The organism is Rhizorhabdus wittichii, assembly GCF_017607425.1.
Classification (GTDB): domain Bacteria; phylum Pseudomonadota; class Alphaproteobacteria; order Sphingomonadales; family Sphingomonadaceae; genus Rhizorhabdus; species Rhizorhabdus wittichii.
This window is the reverse complement of the sequence record NZ_CP059320.1, coordinates 132,194-151,491: the sequence shown is the minus strand read 5'-3', so window position 1 is coordinate 151,491 and position 19,298 is coordinate 132,194. Positions and strand designations below refer to the sequence as shown.

Below are 19,298 nucleotides of genomic sequence, written 5' to 3'. Positions count from 1 at the left end.
GGCATAGCGTGGATGGTACGCTAAACAACGCTAAGGGCGAACAATCAGCGAACGCTTATGCGACGCGGCTATCCGGCGGGAGATTGAGGGCCTTGCGGCCAGCGGAAGCGGCTGCGCGATCCCAGAGGAAATCGCCGGAGAAGGCAATATGCTCCCAACCCACGGGGGACGTATGGGCGAGCAGATAATCAGGCACCGCGACCGAGGTTGATCGTAGATGCTGGGCGGCAGCATCCATGTAGATCGTGTTCCAGTAGACGATCGCGGCGATGACTAGATTGAGGCCGGATGCCCGATATTGTTGCGCCTCATGGCTGCGGTCGATGATCCGGCCTTGGCGGAAGGTGTAGATTGCCTGCGTCAGGGCATGGCGTTGTTCGCTGTTGTTGAGACCAGCATGGCATCGCTGGCGCAGATCGGGATTTTCCAGCCAGTCCAGCATGAACAGGGTTCGCTCGATCTTGCCGATTTCCTGTAGCGCGACGTCGAGTTGGTTCTGCCGTTCGTACGCGGCGAGCTTTCGCAGCATGACCGATGGCGCGACATGGCCGGCCTTGATCGAGCCGACGAGGCGCAGCACGTCATCCCATTGTTCAGCGATGATGTCGGTGCGGATACGCTTGCCCATTAGCGGGGCGATGGCCGGATAGGCCTTAACCGGCGCGATCGGCGCGAGGCGCCGGTCTGGAAAGTCGCGCAGGCGCGGGCAGAAGCGAAATCCCAGCATCGCGCACAGGGCGAAGACATGATCGGTCGCCCCGCCAGTGTCGGTGTAATGCTCGACGATTTTCAGATCGGTGCCGTGGCTGGTGAGGCCGTCGAGAACATAGGGTGCCTCATGCGTCGCGGCAGAGATCACGTTGACGTGGTAAGGCGCACGCTGGTCGGAAACATGAGTGTAGAAGCTGAAGCCATGATCGACGCCATAGCGGGCGTTGATATCGCCGCCCGATGCACCGCGCTTCGCGCCCCTGAAGAACTGGCCATCGGAACTGGACGTTGTGCCGTCGCCCCATACGCGCGAGAATGGCAGGCGGTGATGCGCGTTGATGAGCACGGCCAGCGCCGCGCAGTAGCTGTCGTCGCGGATATAGGCGTCATGGGTCCACAGGAGCTGGTCGCGCGTCACGCCCTGGCTCGCGGCAGCCATGCGCGACAGGCCGAGATTGGTGGCATCCGCAAGGATGGTGGCGAGCAGCGCGTTTTCGTTGGGGCACGCTTCGCCGGTGCGCAGGTTCGTGAATGCAGCAAGAAAGCCGGTTTCCTGCGCCACTTCATGCAGCAGCTCGGTGATGCGGATGCGGGGCATCATCGCATCGAGCCGGTCAGCCAGCGCTTCGGCATCGGGCATCGCGATCGTGCGAACCGGGGATATCTGGAGGCGGCCGTCGCGGAACCGCACACCCTCCAGAGCGTCGCGCTTCAGGCGCTGGGCAAATTTCTTCAGTCGCCAGTCCAGTTCGCGGCCCCGTTGTTCGAGCCATTCGCTGGCTGTGGGTGGCAGACCAAGAGCCGACACGATTGGCTTCGCCTTCGGTTCGCTGAGCAGGTAGCTGTCGAACTGGCGGTATCCCGCCGATCGCTCCACCCAGACATCCCCCGAACGCAACTTGTTGCGCAGATGCGCGATCGTTGCGATTTCCCAGAGCCGCCGGTTGATCTTGCCGTTATCGCCAACGACGATTTTTCGCCATTCTTTACGGAAGGGCATCGGAGCGTCGGTAGGAAGATCGCGTTTGCCCGACCTGTTGAGGTCGCGCAGCATTTCGATGGCAGCGATCGTTTTCGCACTGCCCTTTCCGGCCCTGAACTGGAGCGTCTCAAGCAGGTCGGGGGCGAACTTGCGTAACGTCGCATAGCGGTCGGCCGCGACCGTCAGCGGATCGAGGTTGGCGGTTTCCGCGATGCTCGCCACTTCCGGCCTCGCCTTCATCAGGGTGTTCCACCCGACCGATGCGTCCAGGACCTCAATTGGATCTTCGCCAGTATCGACCGCATCGGTCAGCGCATCGATCGTTCTGCGAAAGATCAGCATCAGCCGCGCCACGTTCTTCGATGTGGCGGCATAGCTACGCGCCTGGGCATTCTTCGCGCGGGTGAAGATGCTGCCGATCAGCTTGTCCGCCATCTCCAGAGCGCTGTCGGTCAGCTGCTCTTCAAGATCGAGCAGGAAGGCAACCAGCGTGGCGCGCCGCCGGGAGGGAACGTATCGCTCGATCATATAGGCAGGCGATGCACGGCCTTCCCGGACATATTGCCGGAAGCGGTCCGCGTGGATGCGGCCAGCCACGTCCGGGGAGATGCCGATCTTCCGCACTTGCCGCAGGCGGTCGAGAATCTGGCGGATATGATCGGGCCTTGCCGCGATGGGAATGGTCTTGAGCGAAGCGAGCTGGCTCATGCCCCCGGCGTCGTCAAAGAGCTGGTCGAGGGCGTGGACCTGTTCAGCGCTGAGATCGTCGATCAGGGCATAGGCGGCTTGCTTGCGGGCACGCGCGCGCCCCGCGCTGCTGGCACGCTCGATGGTGGAGATGGACGGCAGCAGAATCCGGGCCTCACGAAGGGCGGTGACAACACCGGTCGCTATCGTCATCCCCTTGTCGGTCGCCCATGCCGTTTTCGTGGCCGCTTCGATCATGAACGGAATATCGGCACGCGTCGGCCCTCGCAGTCCCAAGCGCGCGGCTAGCTCGCGAGCATGGTCCGTCATGGTCTGGTCCCTCGCCGCATAGTCAGCCAGATCCGTGACGCGCAGGCCAAGCTGTTCTGCGACGAAGGCGGCGAGATCATGGGGCATCGCTCCCCTGTTCTGTATCAACTGCGCCAGTGTGATGCCCGGGTGGCGCAAGAGCGCGAGTTGCAGCGCGACGCCCAACTGGTTCCGTCGTTCCCGTCGCGCGCCGATGATCTCGATGTCCGCAGGCTCGAAGGTGTAGAGCCGAGCCAAGTGGTCGCGATCGGTCGGGATGGCAAGGATCTGATTGCGCTCGCTCTCGGTCAGGAGTTGATGCTTGCGCTTCGTCATGCCGATTCCCGTCCACAAAAGGTCAACTGCGCCTATGGACAGCCATGAGTAAAGAGACATAGTATGTGGACGGCTATGGGCGGGGTGAAGCGGTCGCCCTTCAGAGCGTCCACAGAACGACCGTTTGGGAGACACGATAGATGGGCGGCATTCTGGGCTACGCCCGCGTCAGCACCGGCGATCAGGATGTGGCGGGCCAGACCATGCGACTGGAGAATGCCGGCGCCATCAAGGTGTTCACCGATGTAATATCGGGAAAAAGCATGGAGCGGCCTGGACTGGCCGAACTGATCGCCTATGCCCGCAAGGGTGACACGCTCGCCGTGGTCCGCCTCGATCGGCTTGGGGGCTCTGTTGCAAAGATTGGCGGCAGTCAGAGGTAGGCTGTCGCTCTGCGCCGATCAGGCGGCTGCTGCGAAATGGTGGTTGAGCATGCCCATGGCCTCCGTCAGCGCCGAGGGCCCAATGCCAAAAGCTCTCTCCACAAGGCGCACCTCGCCCCTGATGCCGGGCTGCAGGCACCAGGGGCGAGCCTGTCCTTTGCGCAGGGCTCGCATGACTTCGAATCCCTTGATCGTGGCATAGGCCGTGGGGATCGATTTGAAACCGCGCACCGGCTTGATCAGTATCTTGAGCTTTCCGTGATCGGCCTCGATCACGTTATTGAGATACTTCACCTGCCGGTGGGCCGTCTCCCGGTCCAGCTTTCCTTCGCGCTTCAATTCGGTGATCGCTGCACCATAGCTCGGCGCTTTGTCGGTATTGAGCGTGGCAGGCTTTTCCCAGTGCTTCAGGCCTCGCAGGGCCTTGCCCAGGAACCGCTTCGCTGCCTTGGCGCTGCGGGTCGGCGACAGGTAGAAATCGATCGTGTCGCCCCGCTTGTCGACTGCCCGGTACAGGTAGGTCCACTTGCCCCGCACCTTGACGTAGGTTTCATCCAGGCGCCAGCTCGGATCAAAGCCACGCCGCCAGAACCAGCGCAGCCGCTTCTCCATCTCCGGGGCGTAGCACTGGACCCAGCGATAGATCGTCGTATGGTCGACCGAAATGCCGCGTTCCGCCAGCATTTCCTCAAGGTCGCGATAGCTGATCGGATAGCGACAATACCAGCGCACCGCCCACAGGATCACATCACCCTGGAAATGGCGCCACTTGAAATCCGTCATCGTTCCGTCCGTCCAATCTCCGCCAAGCATGCTCAAGCTTCACGATTTTTGCAACAGAGCCCTATCTCGTCGGCGGAACCTGGCGTGCGCTCGCCAAATTCGCGCGGCAGCATATCGACTGGCCGCTCAACGATACGCATGGCTTCGAACTCGATCCCGCGAAGACCACGAAAATCCTCAAGGCGCTGGCACGGACGGACCCGACCGAGCTGAATACGGCGCGGGGCATCTCATCCATGCGCGCCGATGCGCTGCCCGATGCCGGCGCGCTGTTGCAGATTCTGATCGAGGAGCTCCAGCCCGACCGGCTGGTCTTCTCTTCCTGGGGGCTGCGCGAAGGGCTGCTCTACAAGCGCCTCGAACCGGCGGCGCGCACGCAGGATCCGCTGCTGGCCGGCATGGCCGCTTTCGCCACGCCGCGCGGCTGCGCGCCGCAGCGGGCGGCCAGGATCGCGGGCTGGACGGTGGGCGCGGTATCCTCCGCCACGCCAGGGCGAGAACGCTGGCGCCTGGCGGCCACCATGCTCGCCATGGCGTCGCAATCGATCGAGAAGAACCTACGCAGCCGCCAGAGCCTCGACTGGGCGTTGCACAAGCGCTGGGTCGGCCTGAGCGCGGAAGGCCGCGCGATGATCGCCGCGACCGTCCTGTCCAATTCCGGCGAGACGGAGCTACCACCGGAACTGGCCATGCTGGCTGATGCGAACCTGCTGGAAGAAGGCGTCCGGCTGGGCCTCGCGATCCGCCTGTTCCGTCGGCTCGATGGCGGATCGGACAAGCTCCTCGAAGCCAGCGCGCTTACCGCGCAGGGCGGCCGCCTGCTGCTCTCGCTGGGGGAAAGCCGCGCCGCGTTGCGCGGCTACCAGCTCGACAAGGATCTTGCCAACCTGGCCGCGCGGCTTGCGCTGGACCCCGCGCTGGAAGTGGTGCCGGACGAACAAATACGCCGGCACTGACGTGCCGGCGTAGTGATCCCCCTTGTATCCGCCGGAGGGATTTTATTCCCTCTCGGCCTCCCTCAAACGATCAGAACTTGAACGACCCTTGGATGCGAATTTCGCGGCCACGGTTCACATTGCCCGAGAAGTCCGGCAGACCGCCCGGGATGTTGGTGCCCGCACGCGTCGCGATACCCGTCAGCGGCGTCTGGCTGACGAAGCGCGAGCGATAGACTTCGGTCAGGTTGCGGCCCATCAGCGCCAGCCTCCAGGTTCCGTCCTGCGCACCGACGAAGATCGAGCCATCGAGATTGACGTATTTCTCCTGCTTCCCCTGCGGTGCCGATTCCAGCTGGCCGAAGAAGCTGCTGGAATACATTGCGTCGCTGCTGAAGCCGATTTCCAGGCTGTTGCCGACCGGGGTAGTGTAGCTGAAGCCCAGACTGCCGGTCCAGTCCGGCGCCAGCACCAGCGGCCTGCCGCCGAGATCCTGGTTCTGGTAGCGAGCGCCCGCCGGGAAGGGCACAACCCCGTTCGGATCGAACCCGCCCGCAATCGCAGCGGCAAGCGCGGCAGTCGGCGTCAGGTTACAACCCTCGCTCACCAGCTGGCCAGCGTAGCAGCCCGCCAGGAAGGTGCCGTAGCGCGCCTTGTTGTAGTTGAACGAACCGCGCAGTTCGAGCCCGTCAAGCGGCGTGCGCCACTGAAAATCGCCTTCGATGCCCTTGATCGTCGAGGTAGCCGCGTTGATCAGGCCCCGCGACAGCGAGATCGGATCGAAGGTCGCGACCTGCAGATCCTTGTACTTGTAGGTATAGGCCGTCAGGTTCGCGCTGAAGCGGCCGTTCGAATATTTCACGCCGGCTTCGAAACCCTTGGTCTTTTCCGGACGGTAATCGATCGTCCTGACGCTCGGCGCGGCCTGTCCGTTGTCGGTGTTGAAGCCGCCCGACTTGAAGCCGTTGCGCCACGCGCCGAAAACGGTCCAGTCCTGGTTCGGACGGTAGCGGACGGTGATTTCGGGCGACCAGTTGCTGTACTCGACATCCGAAGCCGTATAAGGCGCGCCCAATCCCGGCACGTCGGCCTTCGGCAGACCGTTCAGCCTTGCCGACACATCCTTCTTCTCGTTCGTGTAGCGTACGCCACCGGCGATTTCGATCTGCTCGATCGGCTTCACGATGACCTGGCCGAACGCGGACAGCGTCTTGCCGTTCACATTGTAGTCGGATTCCGAGCAAGCACCGCAGGCGGCGCCTGGCGAGCTGGAGGCTCCCTTGGTCAGTCCATAGAGATCAATCGCAGAGACGATGGCGTTGAAGATCTTGGTATCCTGGTAATAGGCGCCCATCGCCAGGTTCACCGGCCAGTCGTCCTTGGCGGTGACGAGGCGGATTTCCTGCGAGAGTTCCTTGCGCGTCGACGGGAACATGTTCACCAGGCCGCCGGCGCTCTGATACATCGCGGTGCCGCTGAAGAAGTCGTCGATCTTGTAGTAGCCCGACACGGAGGTGACCGTGATATCCGGCGCGACCTCGTAATTCAGTTCCAGAGAGGCGAGGTGCTGCACCGCTTTTTGGCCGGTGGTCTTGAACTCGCCGCCATTGAGGTAGTCCGGGATGAACGGCGTCACCAGCGCGATCAGGCGCGGATCCTGGCCGCCATTGGTGGTGACGTCGTCCGCCTTGCAATCGATGGTGCCGGGATAGCCGTTGCCCTGCGGTGTGCCGTACGGGCAGGCGATGCGCTGCTGGCGGGTGAAGATATCGCTATCCGCCGTCATGTGCGAATAGGTGTATTTCAGGCGCGCGGTGAATTCGGCGGTCGGCTTGAACACCAGCGTGCCGCGAACGACGAATTCTTCCTTGTCCGGGCTGCGGCTCGTGGGCGGCGCAAAGGTGAAGCCGGGGATGACCTGGGCGTTGTTCTTAATCCAGCCCTTCATTTTGTTGCCGGCAATCGCGATGCGCGCGCCCAGCGTCTCGGTCAGCGGGCCGCCAACGGCCACCTGGCCACCCCATTCGCGGGCATTGAATTCGTAATCGACCGAACCCTTCACTTCCAGGGAGTCGCCCGGATCGGCCGAACGGAACGAAACCACGCCGGCGGGGGAGTTCTTGCCGAAGAACAGGGCCTGCGGACCCTTGAGGACTTCGACCTGCTGGATGTCGATCTGGCCGAGGCGGATGATCGCGCCCGAGCCGACCTGCACGCCGTCGATATTGATCGCCACCGTCTGGTCGATGGCGGGGTTGTTCGGGCTGGAGCTAAGGCCGCGCAGCGCGATCGCACCACCGGAGTTGGACGGGATGTCCGCGATCATCAAGCCCGGAACCTGCTTCTGCAGGCCGGAGAAGTCCCGCGTGCCATAGCGGTCGAGATCCTCGGCACCCAGCGCGGTGATCGCAGCCGGAACGTCGATCGCGGTTTCGTCGCGCTTACGGGCGGTGACGATGATTTCGGACTGCGTGGGCGCAGAGGCGCCGCTCCGCTCTTCCTGCGCCATCGCGCCGCTGGGCATATAGGCCAAGGCCAGTATCGAGCCGCCCAGCAAAGCCGCGCGCAAACGAGTGCTATTAACGAGTACCTTCTGATCCCCCATGGACCCCTCCCTTTTACCACCCAGCCTCGTTTGAAACGAGGATTCGGCTCGGCGGCGTTGTTATTACCCTAGGGCTAAGGGAGATCCCCCACACCTGTCAAGAGGGCATAGCGTGGGAGGTACGCCAAGCAACGCTAAGGACGAACAATACCGGAACGGCGTGCAAGGGCATCACCTGCGGAGGCCGATGATGCCCAGCTCTTGCCACATCCACGTAAAATCATAGGTAGCCATTGGCTCGCCGACCCCGGATTTTGCTGCGCCATTCTCTATATATTTGAGCCAGTCGGCCACTTTCGCCCGGCCAGCCTTCGTGCGGGCCAGAGCGCGCGGCGTCTTGTTGCCAAGGGCAGGCACCGCTTCATCAAGCGTTTTGGTATATTCGCGTGTCAGCATATCATGAACGATGCGCTCCATTTCGTCCGGCGGGATATCGAGCGGCTCTTCCTGCGGAGCGCGGGCGGCGTCATCAGCCATGAACTGGGCCAGAGTCCGGATTTCGGTCATAGGTGTGCTCACGCAATCACCAAGCCATTCGCCCATTTGCGCAATCGCTTTCTCCGCACGGGCGGCACTATTGACCTCAACGATCAGTTTGCGTCCCGCCAACTCGACATTGGCGAAGACGGGTGTGCCGTCCTCCATGGTCGTCACAAAAGCCTGCCCGCCTTTGGCCGTTCGTGGTTTTCTCTTCTTCGTCACCGGCACCAGCCAGTTCCAGAATGTGTCGCTGGCAGGCTCCAGCCATTGTGCCGCGTTCAGCCTGCGAACCACGCTCTTGCCGATCACGCCCTTGGCCAGGGGGAAGACGATGCGGTGGAACACAAGATCATCGCCATCGGCGTTGACCATATCCGGCATGGTGCCAGGCATGGCTTTGCCCAGACAATCGAGCAGCCACATGTTCGTGAACATCGGGCCTGATGCCCGTAAAATAGCATCCCGGTCGGTCTGGTTTAGTTCGGAGGTGTCCTTTGCATCGTCCGCAAGCCGGCCAAACGCGTCGATCAGTTGTAGGGCGCCATCAGCGCTGAACGGCAACAGCGCGCCCGAGATGCCATGGCGACCGTTCACATCGACAACCCGTGCAGCGATCTTGTCCCAGTTGACGAGGGTCTGTGTCGCGCCGTGTTCGCGGACCGTGACTGGCGCAACATCCCGCAACAGATCACGCAAGGTCATCGACTGACCGGGGACGACCTCGCTAACCTCATAGAGCGACATCATCGTATCCCGCAGCGCGCGCATATAGGCCTTGTTCGGCGCCTTCTCGTTCCAGCCTCGGCGCTTGAGATAGTCATCGACCAGATTGCGACCGTCAGGTTCCAGTTCCTGTGTCAGCAGATCTTCAAAGGCGCAGCCCCATAGCGGCCCTTGCCAATGATCACCGATGATCTCGAATATGGCGTCGGGTTCGAGGCCGGTCGCTTCACATGCCGGACCGAGATGCGCGGACAGCATTTCATCCATCGCCTCGTCCCACGGAGCACGATCCGCATATTTCATCAGCCCGGACAGATCGTGAGCAGATTTCAATCTGGACATTCAGGCAGGCCTTTCCACGCCAAGGCGGCGCATTTCGCGATAGATGGTGGATCTGCCGATGCCGAGTTGCCGTGCTGCCTCTGTCGGCGAGATACGGGCTTCGACCAGTTTGATGGCCGCATCCACCTTGGACATGTCGAGCGGCTGACGGCCAGGCTGCTTGCCCTTGGCGCGTGCAGCGGCGATCCCATCGCGGGTCCGCTCAGAGATTAGCCGCCGCTCGAAATGGGCGATAGCTCCGAACACATGGAAGATGAGTTCGCCGGCGGCCGACGAGGTGTCGATTTTTTCCTCAAGACTCAGGAGGGCGATGCCTTGGCTGCGCAAAGTTTCGACTGTGGCGAGCAGTTCAGTCGGCTCTGTTGCAAAAATCGTGAAGCTTGAGCATGCTTGGCGGAGATTGGACGGACGGAACGATGACGGATTTCAAGTGGCGCCATTTCCAGGGTGATGTGATCCTGTGGGCGGTGCGCTGGTATTGTCGCTATCCGATCAGCTATCGCGACCTTGAGGAAATGCTGGCGGAACGCGGCATTTCGGTCGACCATACGACGATCTATCGCTGGGTCCAGTGCTACGCCCCGGAGATGGAGAAGCGGCTGCGCTGGTTCTGGCGGCGTGGCTTTGATCCGAGCTGGCGCCTGGATGAAACCTACGTCAAGGTGCGGGGCAAGTGGACCTACCTGTACCGGGCAGTCGACAAGCGGGGCGACACGATCGATTTCTACCTGTCGCCGACCCGCAGCGCCAAGGCAGCGAAGCGGTTCCTGGGCAAGGCCCTGCGAGGCCTGAAGCACTGGGAAAAGCCTGCCACGCTCAATACCGACAAAGCGCCGAGCTATGGTGCAGCGATCACCGAATTGAAGCGCGAAGGAAAGCTGGACCGGGAGACGGCCCACCGGCAGGTGAAGTATCTCAATAACGTGATCGAGGCCGATCACGGAAAGCTCAAGATACTGATCAAGCCGGTGCGCGGTTTCAAATCGATCCCCACGGCCTATGCCACGATCAAGGGATTCGAAGTCATGCGAGCCCTGCGCAAAGGACAGGCTCGCCCCTGGTGCCTGCAGCCCGGCATCAGGGGCGAGGTGCGCCTTGTGGAGAGAGCTTTTGGCATTGGGCCCTCGGCGCTGACGGAGGCCATGGGCATGCTCAACCACCATTTCGCAGCAGCCGCCTGATCGGCGCAGAGCGACAGCCTACCTCTGACTGCCGCCAATCTTTGCAACAGAGCCCACCGATGTAATATCGGGAAAAAGCATGGAGCGGCCTGGACTGGCCGAACTGATCGCCTATGCCCGCAAGGGTGACACGCTCGCCGTGGTCCGCCTCGATCGGCTTGGGCGTTCGCTGACTGAACTGCTCGCCACAGTCGAAACTTTGCGCAGCCAAGGCATCGCCCTCCTGAGTCTTGAGGAAAAAATCGACACCTCGTCGGCCGCCGGCGAACTCATCTTCCATGTGTTCGGAGCTATCGCCCATTTCGAGCGGCGGCTAATCTCTGAGCGGACCCGCGATGGGATCGCCGCTGCACGCGCCAAGGGCAAGCAGCCTGGCCGTCAGCCGCTCGACATGTCCAAGGTGGATGCGGCCATCAAACTGGTCGAAGCCCGTATCTCGCCGACAGAGGCAGCACGGCAACTCGGCATCGGCAGATCCACCATCTATCGCGAAATGCGCCGCCTTGGCGTGGAAAGGCCTGCCTGAATGTCCAGATTGAAATCTGCTCACGATCTGTCCGGGCTGATGAAATATGCGGATCGTGCTCCGTGGGACGAGGCGATGGATGAAATGCTGTCCGCGCATCTCGGTCCGGCATGTGAAGCGACCGGCCTCGAACCCGACGCCATATTCGAGATCATCGGTGATCATTGGCAAGGGCCGCTATGGGGCTGCGCCTTTGAAGATCTGCTGACACAGGAACTGGAACCTGACGGTCGCAATCTGGTCGATGACTATCTCAAGCGCCGAGGCTGGAACGAGAAGGCGCCGAACAAGGCCTATATGCGCGCGCTGCGGGATACGATGATGTCGCTCTATGAGGTTAGCGAGGTCGTCCCCGGTCAGTCGATGACCTTGCGTGATCTGTTGCGGGATGTTGCGCCAGTCACGGTCCGCGAACACGGCGCGACACAGACCCTCGTCAACTGGGACAAGATCGCTGCACGGGTTGTCGATGTGAACGGTCGCCATGGCATCTCGGGCGCGCTGTTGCCGTTCAGCGCTGATGGCGCCCTACAACTGATCGACGCGTTTGGCCGGCTTGCGGACGATGCAAAGGACACCTCCGAACTAAACCAGACCGACCGGGATGCTATTTTACGGGCATCAGGCCCGATGTTCACGAACATGTGGCTGCTCGATTGTCTGGGCAAAGCCATGCCTGGCACCATGCCGGATATGGTCAACGCCGATGGCGATGATCTTGTGTTCCACCGCATCGTCTTCCCCCTGGCCAAGGGCGTGATCGGCAAGAGCGTGGTTCGCAGGCTGAACGCGGCACAATGGCTGGAGCCTGCCAGCGACACATTCTGGAACTGGCTGGTGCCGGTGACGAAGAAGAGAAAACCACGAACGGCCAAAGGCGGGCAGGCTTTTGTGACGACCATGGAGGACGGCACACCCGTCTTCGCCAATGTCGAGTTGGCGGGACGCAAACTGATCGTTGAGGTCAATAGTGCCGCCCGTGCGGAGAAAGCGATTGCGCAAATGGGCGAATGGCTTGGTGATTGCGTGAGCACACCTATGACCGAAATCCGGACTCTGGCCCAGTTCATGGCTGATGACGCCGCCCGCGCTCCGCAGGAAGAGCCGCTCGATATCCCGCCGGACGAAATGGAGCGCATCGTTCATGATATGCTGACACGCGAATATACCAAAACGCTTGATGAAGCGGTGCCTGCCCTTGGCAACAAGACGCCGCGCGCTCTGGCCCGCACGAAGGCTGGCCGGGCGAAAGTGGCCGACTGGCTCAAATATATAGAGAAAGGCGCAGCAAAATCCGGGGTCGGCGAGCCAATGGCTACCTATGATTTTACGTGGATGTGGCAAGAGCTGGGCATCATCGGCCTCCGCAGGTGATGCCCTTGCACGCCGTTCCGGTATTGTTCGTCCTTAGCGTTGCTTGGCGTACCTCCCACGCTATGCCCTCAATGCTTAATGAGGAACCCGGCGGTTCCAAGGTTGCCGATGCGATAGCGTCGACACGGATCAGCGCCGTGAACTATGCGGAGGTCGTAAGCCACTATATCCGCCTCGGCATGGCGGAACGGGACGTCGACGCCATGCTTGACCCCCTGCCGATGGCGGTCATTCCAGCCGACAAGGCATTGGCACAGCTGGCAGGCCGGCTCCGGGCGGTCACGGCCGAGGCCGGGCTTTCACTGGGGGATCGCTTCTGCCTCGCTCTTGCTATACGTGATGGAGTTCCGGCGTTGACTGCCGACAAGGCTTGGCGAACGGTAGCAGACGCCGCAAAGGTTGACGTCATAGTGATCCGGTAGCGGGCGAAGAGAGGCGTCAGCCGCGGACGCGCGAAAGCATCCGTGCAGCGACATTGCTGCGCACTGCGAGATTTCTTCCGTAACGCAAGGCTGTGGCAGGCGAACTCCACCGAAGCGCATTGGCAATGCCCGTACCGTCTTCGCCGGCGGCGATGAGATCCTCGGTCAGGCCAACGCGCAAGGAGTGGGTGGACAAGGCCTTCACCGCCCTGGAGAGCCGGCCGGCGGGCAATGTCACCAGTCCTTGTTCATAGGCAGCGTAGGCGACGCGGCGATAGATCTCGTTGACACCTTGCCGGGTCAGAGGCGCTGTCCCGATAGAATAGGTCGTGCGCGCCAGTGCAGCGTCCGGGTCCGACTGCGATGCGCGCCTTCGATCGACCACGATCCTGCGGAACAGCGGTCCCTTTTCGATGCCGCTTGCCTCCTGCCATGCGCGCACGGCGCGCAGGGTCATAGCCGACAGCCAGGCCCAGGCGCCTTGCCCCTCCTGGTCGGTCTTGGAGAAGGGGATGAATAGCGTTGCAGAGCCATCTTCCTGCGGTTCAATATGCCTTGCTTCCACCAGGGTAAGCTCACTGACGCGCAGGCCGGCGTCGTAGCCGAGCGAGAGCAGCGCCGTATCCCGCAGCCCTTGCAGATCGCCGCGACAGGCATCGAGCAGCGCGGAAAGGGTGAAGCCTTTCCCGACATGCGGGTCGAGAGCTTTTCCAAACCGCAGCGCCGCAGCCTGGCGCTGCAGCGTGCCCCTGCGCCGCCGGACGGCCTTGAGAGCCGCGCGTACGATGGGAGCATCGGTAGGCGCGGCACCGCCGACAGCCAGTCCAACGATGCGGTGGACAGAGCCAAGGCTCGCGATGCGCCGCGCGAGCGTCGCTGGCTTTTTGCCCCTGGCGTCGAGCGCGTTCACATAGCGCACCATATCTTCGGGATCGGCCGGCAGCGGTTTCCGGCCTTCCTCGCCGCACCAGTCGCGCCAGCAGTCGAGATCGGAGGCTATTGCCGCTTTCGATGCGTCAGCCATGGCCGCCAGCGCGGTTTCGAGCCCGAGCTGGCTGATCGGGGGCAGGTCGGCCGGCACAATGCCGCCGATCGTGCGCAAGAGCCGCATGTCGACAGTTTCGGCGTCCGCGTTCCGCGAGCGCGTTGGTAGCGCCGCATCGTCGGTCCTGACGACAATGATTTCCGCGTCGGGAAAGCTGGCGGGTTCTTCGGCCATTGCTTGTTACCGACCCACGCGCCGGGCTTTGCGATCATGCGGCACAACGCGCGGCACATCTGTGCCGCGTGGTTTCACCGACATCTGCGCGATCGTCATTTTGCCCCTTCCCTGCCGGTTTCTCGGCTATATACTTACCATAATCTCCCATTATGGTAAGTGAGTTAATCGCGCGGGGAGGGGGATTTCTAGGCATTCTCCCTCGCTTGCAGGATGACACTGAAGAGTCCTGTTTGTGTCTGGCGGCCGCCCGTCTATGGCTCGCGGGAAGCGATCCGTTCGCGGCCAAACGCTGAGCGTTGATCGATCAAGGGGGAATATGCAGAACTTTTTTCGACTGGTGATTCTCGATGCTCCCGATGAGAGTCCCTGCGATCCACGGGCCACGCCCAGCGCAGCGCTTGTTTCCGGCCCAAAGTTCACGCTCCCGGTCCAGGTGTCGCTGGAACTTCTATGACCAGCGATCACCCGCTCGACCGCTTCGCCGAGATGCAGATGCTCACTTATGCACCGGCACTTGCCGAAATCCGCCGTGGCAAGAAGGTCACCCATTGGATGTGGTGGATTTTCCCGCAGTTCACGGGCCTGGGGCAAAGCTCGACGTCGAGGCAGTTCGCGATTCAATCGTTGGATGAGGCACAAGCCTATTTCAATCATCCAGTCCTGGGGCCACGTTATATCGAATGCGTCACTGCCTTACAGGACCTGGCAACCAATGATCCGATTGCCGTGTTCGGCCCGGTCGACGCGATGAAACTTCAGTCGTCGCTGACATTATTTGAAGCCGCCAGCGCTCATCCCCTGATCGCGGCAGCACTCGAGCGCTGGTTCGGCGGAGCACGCGATCAGAAAACGGTGGAGCTTCTCAAGGCGAAGATCTCACGGCGCGTTCGCCCCAGCGAGTCCAAAGGCTAACGGCAACCCCGGCGACGGTCGAGTCTGAGGCTCTAAAGCCGGGCAGCATGTTCGCCGATCCTCGCGAGGATATCGCTGAGCGGCGGTTGCCCGCGATAATAGAGTGCGCGGGTGGTTTCATAGGCCCGTTGGAACAGCCTGCGGGTCTCCGGGTCTTCGAGATGAAAGGCCGGATTTTCGACGATGTTCTTGTTGTCGGCCGCCGGGAAACGCGCGGCCTTGTGAACGATATACTCCGGCGACCCAATGAACGCCTGGACGCTAGCGTCCGCCAGCAAGCAGTAGACATCATAGTAATGGCGCAGGAAATTTTGCGGCATGCGGCCATCTTCGAGATGTTTGCGATACTTCGTCGAAATCGTCTGCAGCTTCTCGACGAGCGTGTATCCAGGTTCGTAGCACGGCACGTCGACGGCCCGGTTATCGATCAATCCCTTCAAGTCGGATGCAACAGCCCTGTCATAGGCCCATGAACTGATCAGGCAGGGCCGGTTTGGCGCCACTTGATCGAAACCGGTTTCCAGCAGAATACCAGTCTTGATGCCCTCCGGCAGCGCATAGGCACTTGGGTAGTGAAGGCGAATCCCGGCACTGCGCATCCGGCTGTCGTCGAACGCATTATCGCGTTCCGCGCCTTCGAATCCGGCGATGGCAAGCTTCGGCACCAGGCCGTCGTAGAAGGCCCGTCGCGCGTCGACATGGATCGGTTTGTTTTGGTTCCTGCCCGTCGGCAAGTCCCCGTCCGGGTGGATCAAGAGGTCGAGATCTTCCGAAAAACGATGAATCAGGCCGTACCCCTTGGACAGCGAGGTGCCGCCCTTGAGTTCAAAGACAAAGCCCAGCTGCTGCAATCCCCATAGGCCGTGCATGATCCAATAGTCCTTTTCCACCAGACCGGGATCGATCGCCTGGTCGCGCGCTACCACTGCGAGCAGGTCGGAAAAGTCTTTGCTCTCATGCAGGAACATGGAGGGCGCAGCCGCTCAGGCCGGCTGCAGCACGGGCGCGAGGAGCCGTTCGGCGCGGGCCGAACCATATTCCTTCACCGCGCGCGCGAGCCGTCCACGATCCATTTCCCCTGCCCTCGCCAGCGCACGGGGAAGGATTGCCGCCTTGTCTTCGGGCAGCCTGTCGATGTTATGCAGGAGATCGACGAGTAGGACTTCTTTGGAGAGCCGCCTGGGCACCGCGGACCGCAGGCGGAAGTCATACATCCGGCCATCCAGTTTGAACCGGCCATGGCGTTTGCGATTATAGACCACGGGCTCATTGTGGAGCTGGCTCGTGCCCACGCCAAGTCCGTTAAACGCGTTGGGAGATACCAGCAGGAACCGATCGTCGCCGAGAAATGTCTCAACAAGCTTTTCGGGCTTCGCGGGCGCGACACCGAACCGGGTCTTGCGCGGCGCCATATAGACGCCCGCCGACACCTTCTCGAGCCGCCCTTCATCGACAAGCTGGCGAACATGACGATCGACCGCGTTCGACCAGCGCGCCAGATCCTTGCGGCGGTAAACCTGACCTGGGCGCAGGTGGCGCTTGAGTTGCGCAAGGGCGGACATGCTTCCTGTTTCCATGCGTCGCAGATATGCTTCCAGCATGGAATTTGCAACTAATCTTATTAAAAATTCATGCACAAACCTCTAAAGCCCTACCGCGCTGCTGCCGTTCGAGGTTGACCGTGCGCACCGCGCACATAGGGTTTCTGCTGGTTTTCGCTGGTAGCGATGTTCGGGTGAAGCGCAGCGCGGACAGGGTCCGTTACCGTATAGACCGCATGGCGCTGAGCGCCGCGGTTCTCGTGGTCGACCCAACAGCCCTGGTAATGACGCTTGATGAGCCCTGCCCGCACCAGCTCCGATACAGCCCGGCTGATCGCCGTCATGCCAGTCTCCCGGATGCGCTCCCTAACCTGTGCGTCAACAAGACGCTCAGCCTCATCCCGGTCATCCGGCAATTCCCCTTTGGCCTCGAGCGCCGCCCGGACCTTGTCCGCGGTCATCCGGCGATGATGATAGCGCGCTCCGCTCGGTGCGATCGCTGTGGCCAACCACTCGCGGATCGGTACCAGCGCCTCGCCGTCGCGAACGAGAGGGCCGGCCTGCCCGTTCGGCCGGGCGACACGGGCAATAAGGTCCAGCACCATGAAGGTATAGCGCGGCCGCGCGGAATGCTCCGCGATCGTGCGGACTATGTCCGGCATGCTTGTCGTTGGCTGGGACGCCGGCGATGCGAAGAGGTCCTGCTGGAACATGGAACGAATCAAGCACAAAGCGGGACTCTTGTGAATCCCCCAATTGCTCATGAAGACCGGCGAACCGCGCTTTTGCCACCTATGTCACTTTAGCTCAGCACCTGAGGGGTAAAGTGACATAGGTGGCATTTGCTGCTGCCTTCGAAAAGTAGGTGCTTCGGGCACAATTCTCCATGAAGCGGGACGTTGCGACGCTTGTTGCGAAGGAAGCCACTTCCCACTAGCCACACTGCTTCACCAATCCTCTCTGCCTAGCCTGGAAAGCCAACAAATCATGACCGAAGCAACCGAACGCGACAGCACACTCATCACATTGACCGCCGACATCGTGGCGGCGCATGTCACAAACAACAGTGTTGCCGTGAGCGATCTGCCGTCGCTGATCCAGAATGTGCACGATGCGCTCAACCGTCTCGGCAAGGCCGATACGGTGCCGGAAGCGAAGCAGGAACCTGCGGTGTCGATCCGGGCTTCGGTCAAGCCCGACTACATCGTCTGCCTGGAGGATGGCAAAAAGCTCAAGATGCTGAAGCGGCACCTGATGACGCACTATCATCTCACGCCAGCCGAATATCGCACCAAGTGGAACCTGCCCTCCGACTACCCGATGGTCGCGCCCGACTATGCCGAGAAGCGCCGCGCGCTGGCCAAGAAGATCGGTCTCGGTCGCAAGCCGAAGGTAGCGGCTGCTCCAGCGGCCAAAACCAAAAAGGGGCCAGCAGCCGGCAGTCCCACGCAGCAACGCGGCTCAGGCCGGACACCTCGCGCAAAGCGCTCTGTACTCACACCCGCCTTTGCGCCGCCGAACGACGCCGACGCAGGCTAAACGCGGAGATCAGCCCGAAAAGGCGGGTCGGCGTCATGTCATGCGACGGCGGCGCGGTCCGACATGTTCGGCAGACACCTCGAGATCGACAGCAAGCTGGGTAAGCGTACGATGCGCTCCGAAGCGCTGGAGGCCATCCAGCCGCGTATCGCGCTTCAGACTGTCTATGCGCGAGCGCACGAGCGAGGCGGCGACGCGAAGCGTGTGAGGATCGAGTTCGGTCATGGACCGAACTATAGCGCAATTGACCGAACAATGCGATCATCTAGGGAACGGAAATTCCGGAAAGGAAGCCGCTGAATGCCGGCATTGTAAACTTGAAATATAGGGTGTGACAGCTTCGTTATCGGCGATATGTCAATCACCAAGAAAGGTCGATATGAACTGTGAACTCATCGGCAGACTGGTAACGGAAGAAGGCTTTGCCTTCCAGAGTTGGCAGGACCGCTATGGAAAGGGTGTGTGGGCCACGCTCGGATTTTGGCAGGACCACATGGATATTGTGCGCGACCTGTCGTGGGATGGCGAGGATCAAATCCTGTTCCCAGCAATGGATTACGTCTTTTCCGCAAATTGGCTTCCTGTCGAGACGGGTCGAACCTTTGCGGAAGCTGCGCAGAATTTAGAAGCGCGCCTGTTGCTCCTGCCTCAAGACCAGCTTGCTGACGGGAGTGAATGGAGGAAGCTTGTGTGCAAGGCCCTGCTGGACTTGCGCGAAGCACATAGCGGGCTTTACCGCAATGGCGAACGTATAAAGTGGCCCGAACCGCTTGACGATCTTCCCGAAACTTTTGAGGCGGCCGTCGAATGGCTTGCGGCATCCGAACGCGCGTGGGTGGGAGAGCTTTAAGCAAAGCGAGACATGCCCTGCGACATGCGATCTGGCATCGCTGCTACTCCGGCGAGCGTGATTGATAGCTCGGCGGGCACTCCAAACGACCATAACGCGGGACAGCTTGCCCCGCCGCCACCTGTTGGCAGGAGAGATCGCCGGCCTCGTTCCAGCACTGCAGGACAGGTCGTCCGTAACGGTCGGTGTCGAGCTGGCGGCACATGATGTCCCCCTTCGTAACCAGCGCGCGCAGATTGTCGCGGCTATCGTAGGGATCGCCCGGCACGCAGTTCCGGCCGGGCCGGCAGGCCCCCGGCATTTCCGGCGCGTCTATGCCGTAAAGCCGAGAGCGGCCGAACGGCGCACACCGGATATAGTCGCCGTCATAGACATAGGGCTGTACGCACGGGACCGCTTCGGTTCCTTGAGCTTCCAGCTTCTCAGTGCAGCCGCTCAAGGTAGCCATCGCTACC

Annotated in this window: 17 protein-coding genes and 3 pseudogenes; 9 read left to right on the top strand and 11 right to left on the bottom strand. The window is 61.6% G+C overall.

The genetic code is table 11. The annotated features are described in order from the left end of the window. Positions 1-55: 55 nt before the first annotated feature. Positions 56-3,025, bottom strand: a complete 2,970-nt coding sequence (locus HRJ34_RS28175; protein WP_007015734.1) for a Tn3 family transposase — start codon at positions 3,023-3,025, stop codon at positions 56-58. A gap of 140 nt (positions 3,026-3,165) precedes the next feature. On the opposite strand from HRJ34_RS28175, the pseudogene HRJ34_RS28170 reads away from it, so the two are divergent. Then, positions 3,166-3,390, top strand: a pseudogene (locus HRJ34_RS28170) (recombinase family protein); the annotation flags it as partial. Positions 3,391-3,426: 36 nt separating this feature from the next. Here the strand turns inward: HRJ34_RS28170 and HRJ34_RS28165 are convergent. Next, a complete protein-coding gene (locus HRJ34_RS28165; RefSeq protein WP_001389365.1) occupies positions 3,427-4,191 on the bottom strand; it encodes an IS6-like element IS6100 family transposase in 765 nt (254 codons plus the stop codon). A 44-nt stretch (positions 4,192-4,235) separates the two neighbouring features. On the opposite strand from HRJ34_RS28165, the gene HRJ34_RS28160 reads away from it, so the two are divergent. After that, positions 4,236-5,147 (top strand): Ppx/GppA phosphatase family protein, encoded by a 912-nt coding sequence (locus HRJ34_RS28160; RefSeq protein WP_208634605.1) that lies wholly within the window; start codon positions 4,236-4,238, stop codon positions 5,145-5,147. 70 nt (positions 5,148-5,217) lie between these two features. Here the strand turns inward: HRJ34_RS28160 and HRJ34_RS28155 are convergent, their stop codons facing one another. The 3 genes and pseudogenes from HRJ34_RS28155 to HRJ34_RS28145 all read right to left on the bottom strand — a co-directional run. Beyond that, positions 5,218-7,731: a TonB-dependent receptor gene (locus HRJ34_RS28155; protein ID WP_208634476.1), complete on the bottom strand. Its 2,514-nt coding sequence runs from the start codon at positions 7,729-7,731 to the stop codon at positions 5,218-5,220. Positions 7,732-7,902: 171 nt separating this feature from the next. Next, complete coding sequence (locus HRJ34_RS28150) at positions 7,903-9,276, bottom strand: hypothetical protein (protein ID WP_208634475.1); 1,374 nt, start codon at positions 9,274-9,276, stop codon at positions 7,903-7,905. Next, positions 9,277-9,627, bottom strand: a pseudogene (locus HRJ34_RS28145) (recombinase family protein); the annotation flags it as partial. A 65-nt stretch (positions 9,628-9,692) separates the two neighbouring features. On the opposite strand from HRJ34_RS28145, the gene HRJ34_RS28140 reads away from it, so the two are divergent. From HRJ34_RS28140 to HRJ34_RS28125, 4 genes and pseudogenes are all read left to right on the top strand, one after another. Further along, positions 9,693-10,457, top strand: coding sequence for an IS6-like element IS6100 family transposase (locus HRJ34_RS28140; protein WP_001389365.1), 765 nt, complete (start codon positions 9,693-9,695; stop codon positions 10,455-10,457). 55 nt (positions 10,458-10,512) lie between these two features. Then, positions 10,513-10,983, top strand: a pseudogene (locus HRJ34_RS28135) (recombinase family protein); the annotation flags it as partial. Next, positions 10,984-12,357, top strand: coding sequence for a hypothetical protein (locus tag HRJ34_RS28130; RefSeq protein ID WP_127692131.1), 1,374 nt, complete (start codon positions 10,984-10,986; stop codon positions 12,355-12,357). Positions 12,358-12,419: 62 nt separating this feature from the next. Then, positions 12,420-12,779 carry a type II toxin-antitoxin system VapC family toxin gene (locus tag HRJ34_RS28125; protein ID WP_404947179.1) on the top strand — a complete coding sequence of 120 codons (360 nt, stop codon included), beginning with the start codon at positions 12,420-12,422 and terminating at the stop codon, positions 12,777-12,779. Positions 12,780-12,795: 16 nt separating this feature from the next. Here the strand turns inward: HRJ34_RS28125 and HRJ34_RS28120 are convergent, their stop codons facing one another. Continuing rightward, on the bottom strand, positions 12,796-13,998 hold the full coding sequence (locus HRJ34_RS28120) for a tyrosine-type recombinase/integrase (protein ID WP_208634473.1): 1,203 nt from the start codon (positions 13,996-13,998) through the stop codon (positions 12,796-12,798). 453 nt (positions 13,999-14,451) lie between these two features. On the opposite strand from HRJ34_RS28120, the gene HRJ34_RS28115 reads away from it, so the two are divergent. Then, positions 14,452-14,913 (top strand): DUF1810 domain-containing protein, encoded by a 462-nt coding sequence (locus HRJ34_RS28115; RefSeq protein ID WP_208634472.1) that lies wholly within the window; start codon positions 14,452-14,454, stop codon positions 14,911-14,913. Between the two features lie 32 nt (positions 14,914-14,945). On the opposite strand, the gene HRJ34_RS28110 is transcribed toward HRJ34_RS28115, so the two are convergent. The 3 genes from HRJ34_RS28110 to HRJ34_RS28100 all read right to left on the bottom strand — a co-directional run bounded on the left by HRJ34_RS28110 (position 14,946) and on the right by HRJ34_RS28100 (position 17,167). Beyond that, positions 14,946-15,881, bottom strand: coding sequence for a nucleotidyl transferase AbiEii/AbiGii toxin family protein (locus HRJ34_RS28110; RefSeq protein WP_208634471.1), 936 nt, complete (start codon positions 15,879-15,881; stop codon positions 14,946-14,948). A 15-nt stretch (positions 15,882-15,896) separates the two neighbouring features. After that, positions 15,897-16,475 (bottom strand): hypothetical protein, encoded by a 579-nt coding sequence (locus HRJ34_RS28105; RefSeq protein WP_208634470.1) that lies wholly within the window; start codon positions 16,473-16,475, stop codon positions 15,897-15,899. An 89-nt stretch (positions 16,476-16,564) separates the two neighbouring features. Next, positions 16,565-17,167: a hypothetical protein gene (locus HRJ34_RS28100; RefSeq protein ID WP_208634469.1), complete on the bottom strand. Its 603-nt coding sequence runs from the start codon at positions 17,165-17,167 to the stop codon at positions 16,565-16,567. A gap of 274 nt (positions 17,168-17,441) precedes the next feature. Here HRJ34_RS28100 and HRJ34_RS28095 point away from each other — a divergent pair, with 274 nt between their 5' ends. After that, on the top strand, positions 17,442-17,993 hold the full coding sequence (locus HRJ34_RS28095; protein WP_208634468.1) for a MucR family transcriptional regulator: 552 nt from the start codon (positions 17,442-17,444) through the stop codon (positions 17,991-17,993). Positions 17,994-18,026: 33 nt separating this feature from the next. Here the strand turns inward: HRJ34_RS28095 and HRJ34_RS28090 are convergent, their stop codons facing one another. Further along, on the bottom strand, positions 18,027-18,218 hold the full coding sequence (locus tag HRJ34_RS28090) for a hypothetical protein (protein WP_208634467.1): 192 nt from the start codon (positions 18,216-18,218) through the stop codon (positions 18,027-18,029). Positions 18,219-18,372: 154 nt separating this feature from the next. Between HRJ34_RS28090 and HRJ34_RS28085 the strand changes: the two genes are divergently transcribed. Beyond that, positions 18,373-18,843 carry a hypothetical protein gene (locus HRJ34_RS28085; protein ID WP_208634466.1) on the top strand — a complete coding sequence of 157 codons (471 nt, stop codon included), beginning with the start codon at positions 18,373-18,375 and terminating at the stop codon, positions 18,841-18,843. A 43-nt stretch (positions 18,844-18,886) separates the two neighbouring features. Here the strand turns inward: HRJ34_RS28085 and HRJ34_RS28080 are convergent, their stop codons facing one another. Beyond that, a complete protein-coding gene (locus tag HRJ34_RS28080) occupies positions 18,887-19,291 on the bottom strand; it encodes a thermonuclease family protein (protein WP_226949232.1) in 405 nt (134 codons plus the stop codon). Positions 19,292-19,298: the final 7 nt, after the last annotated feature.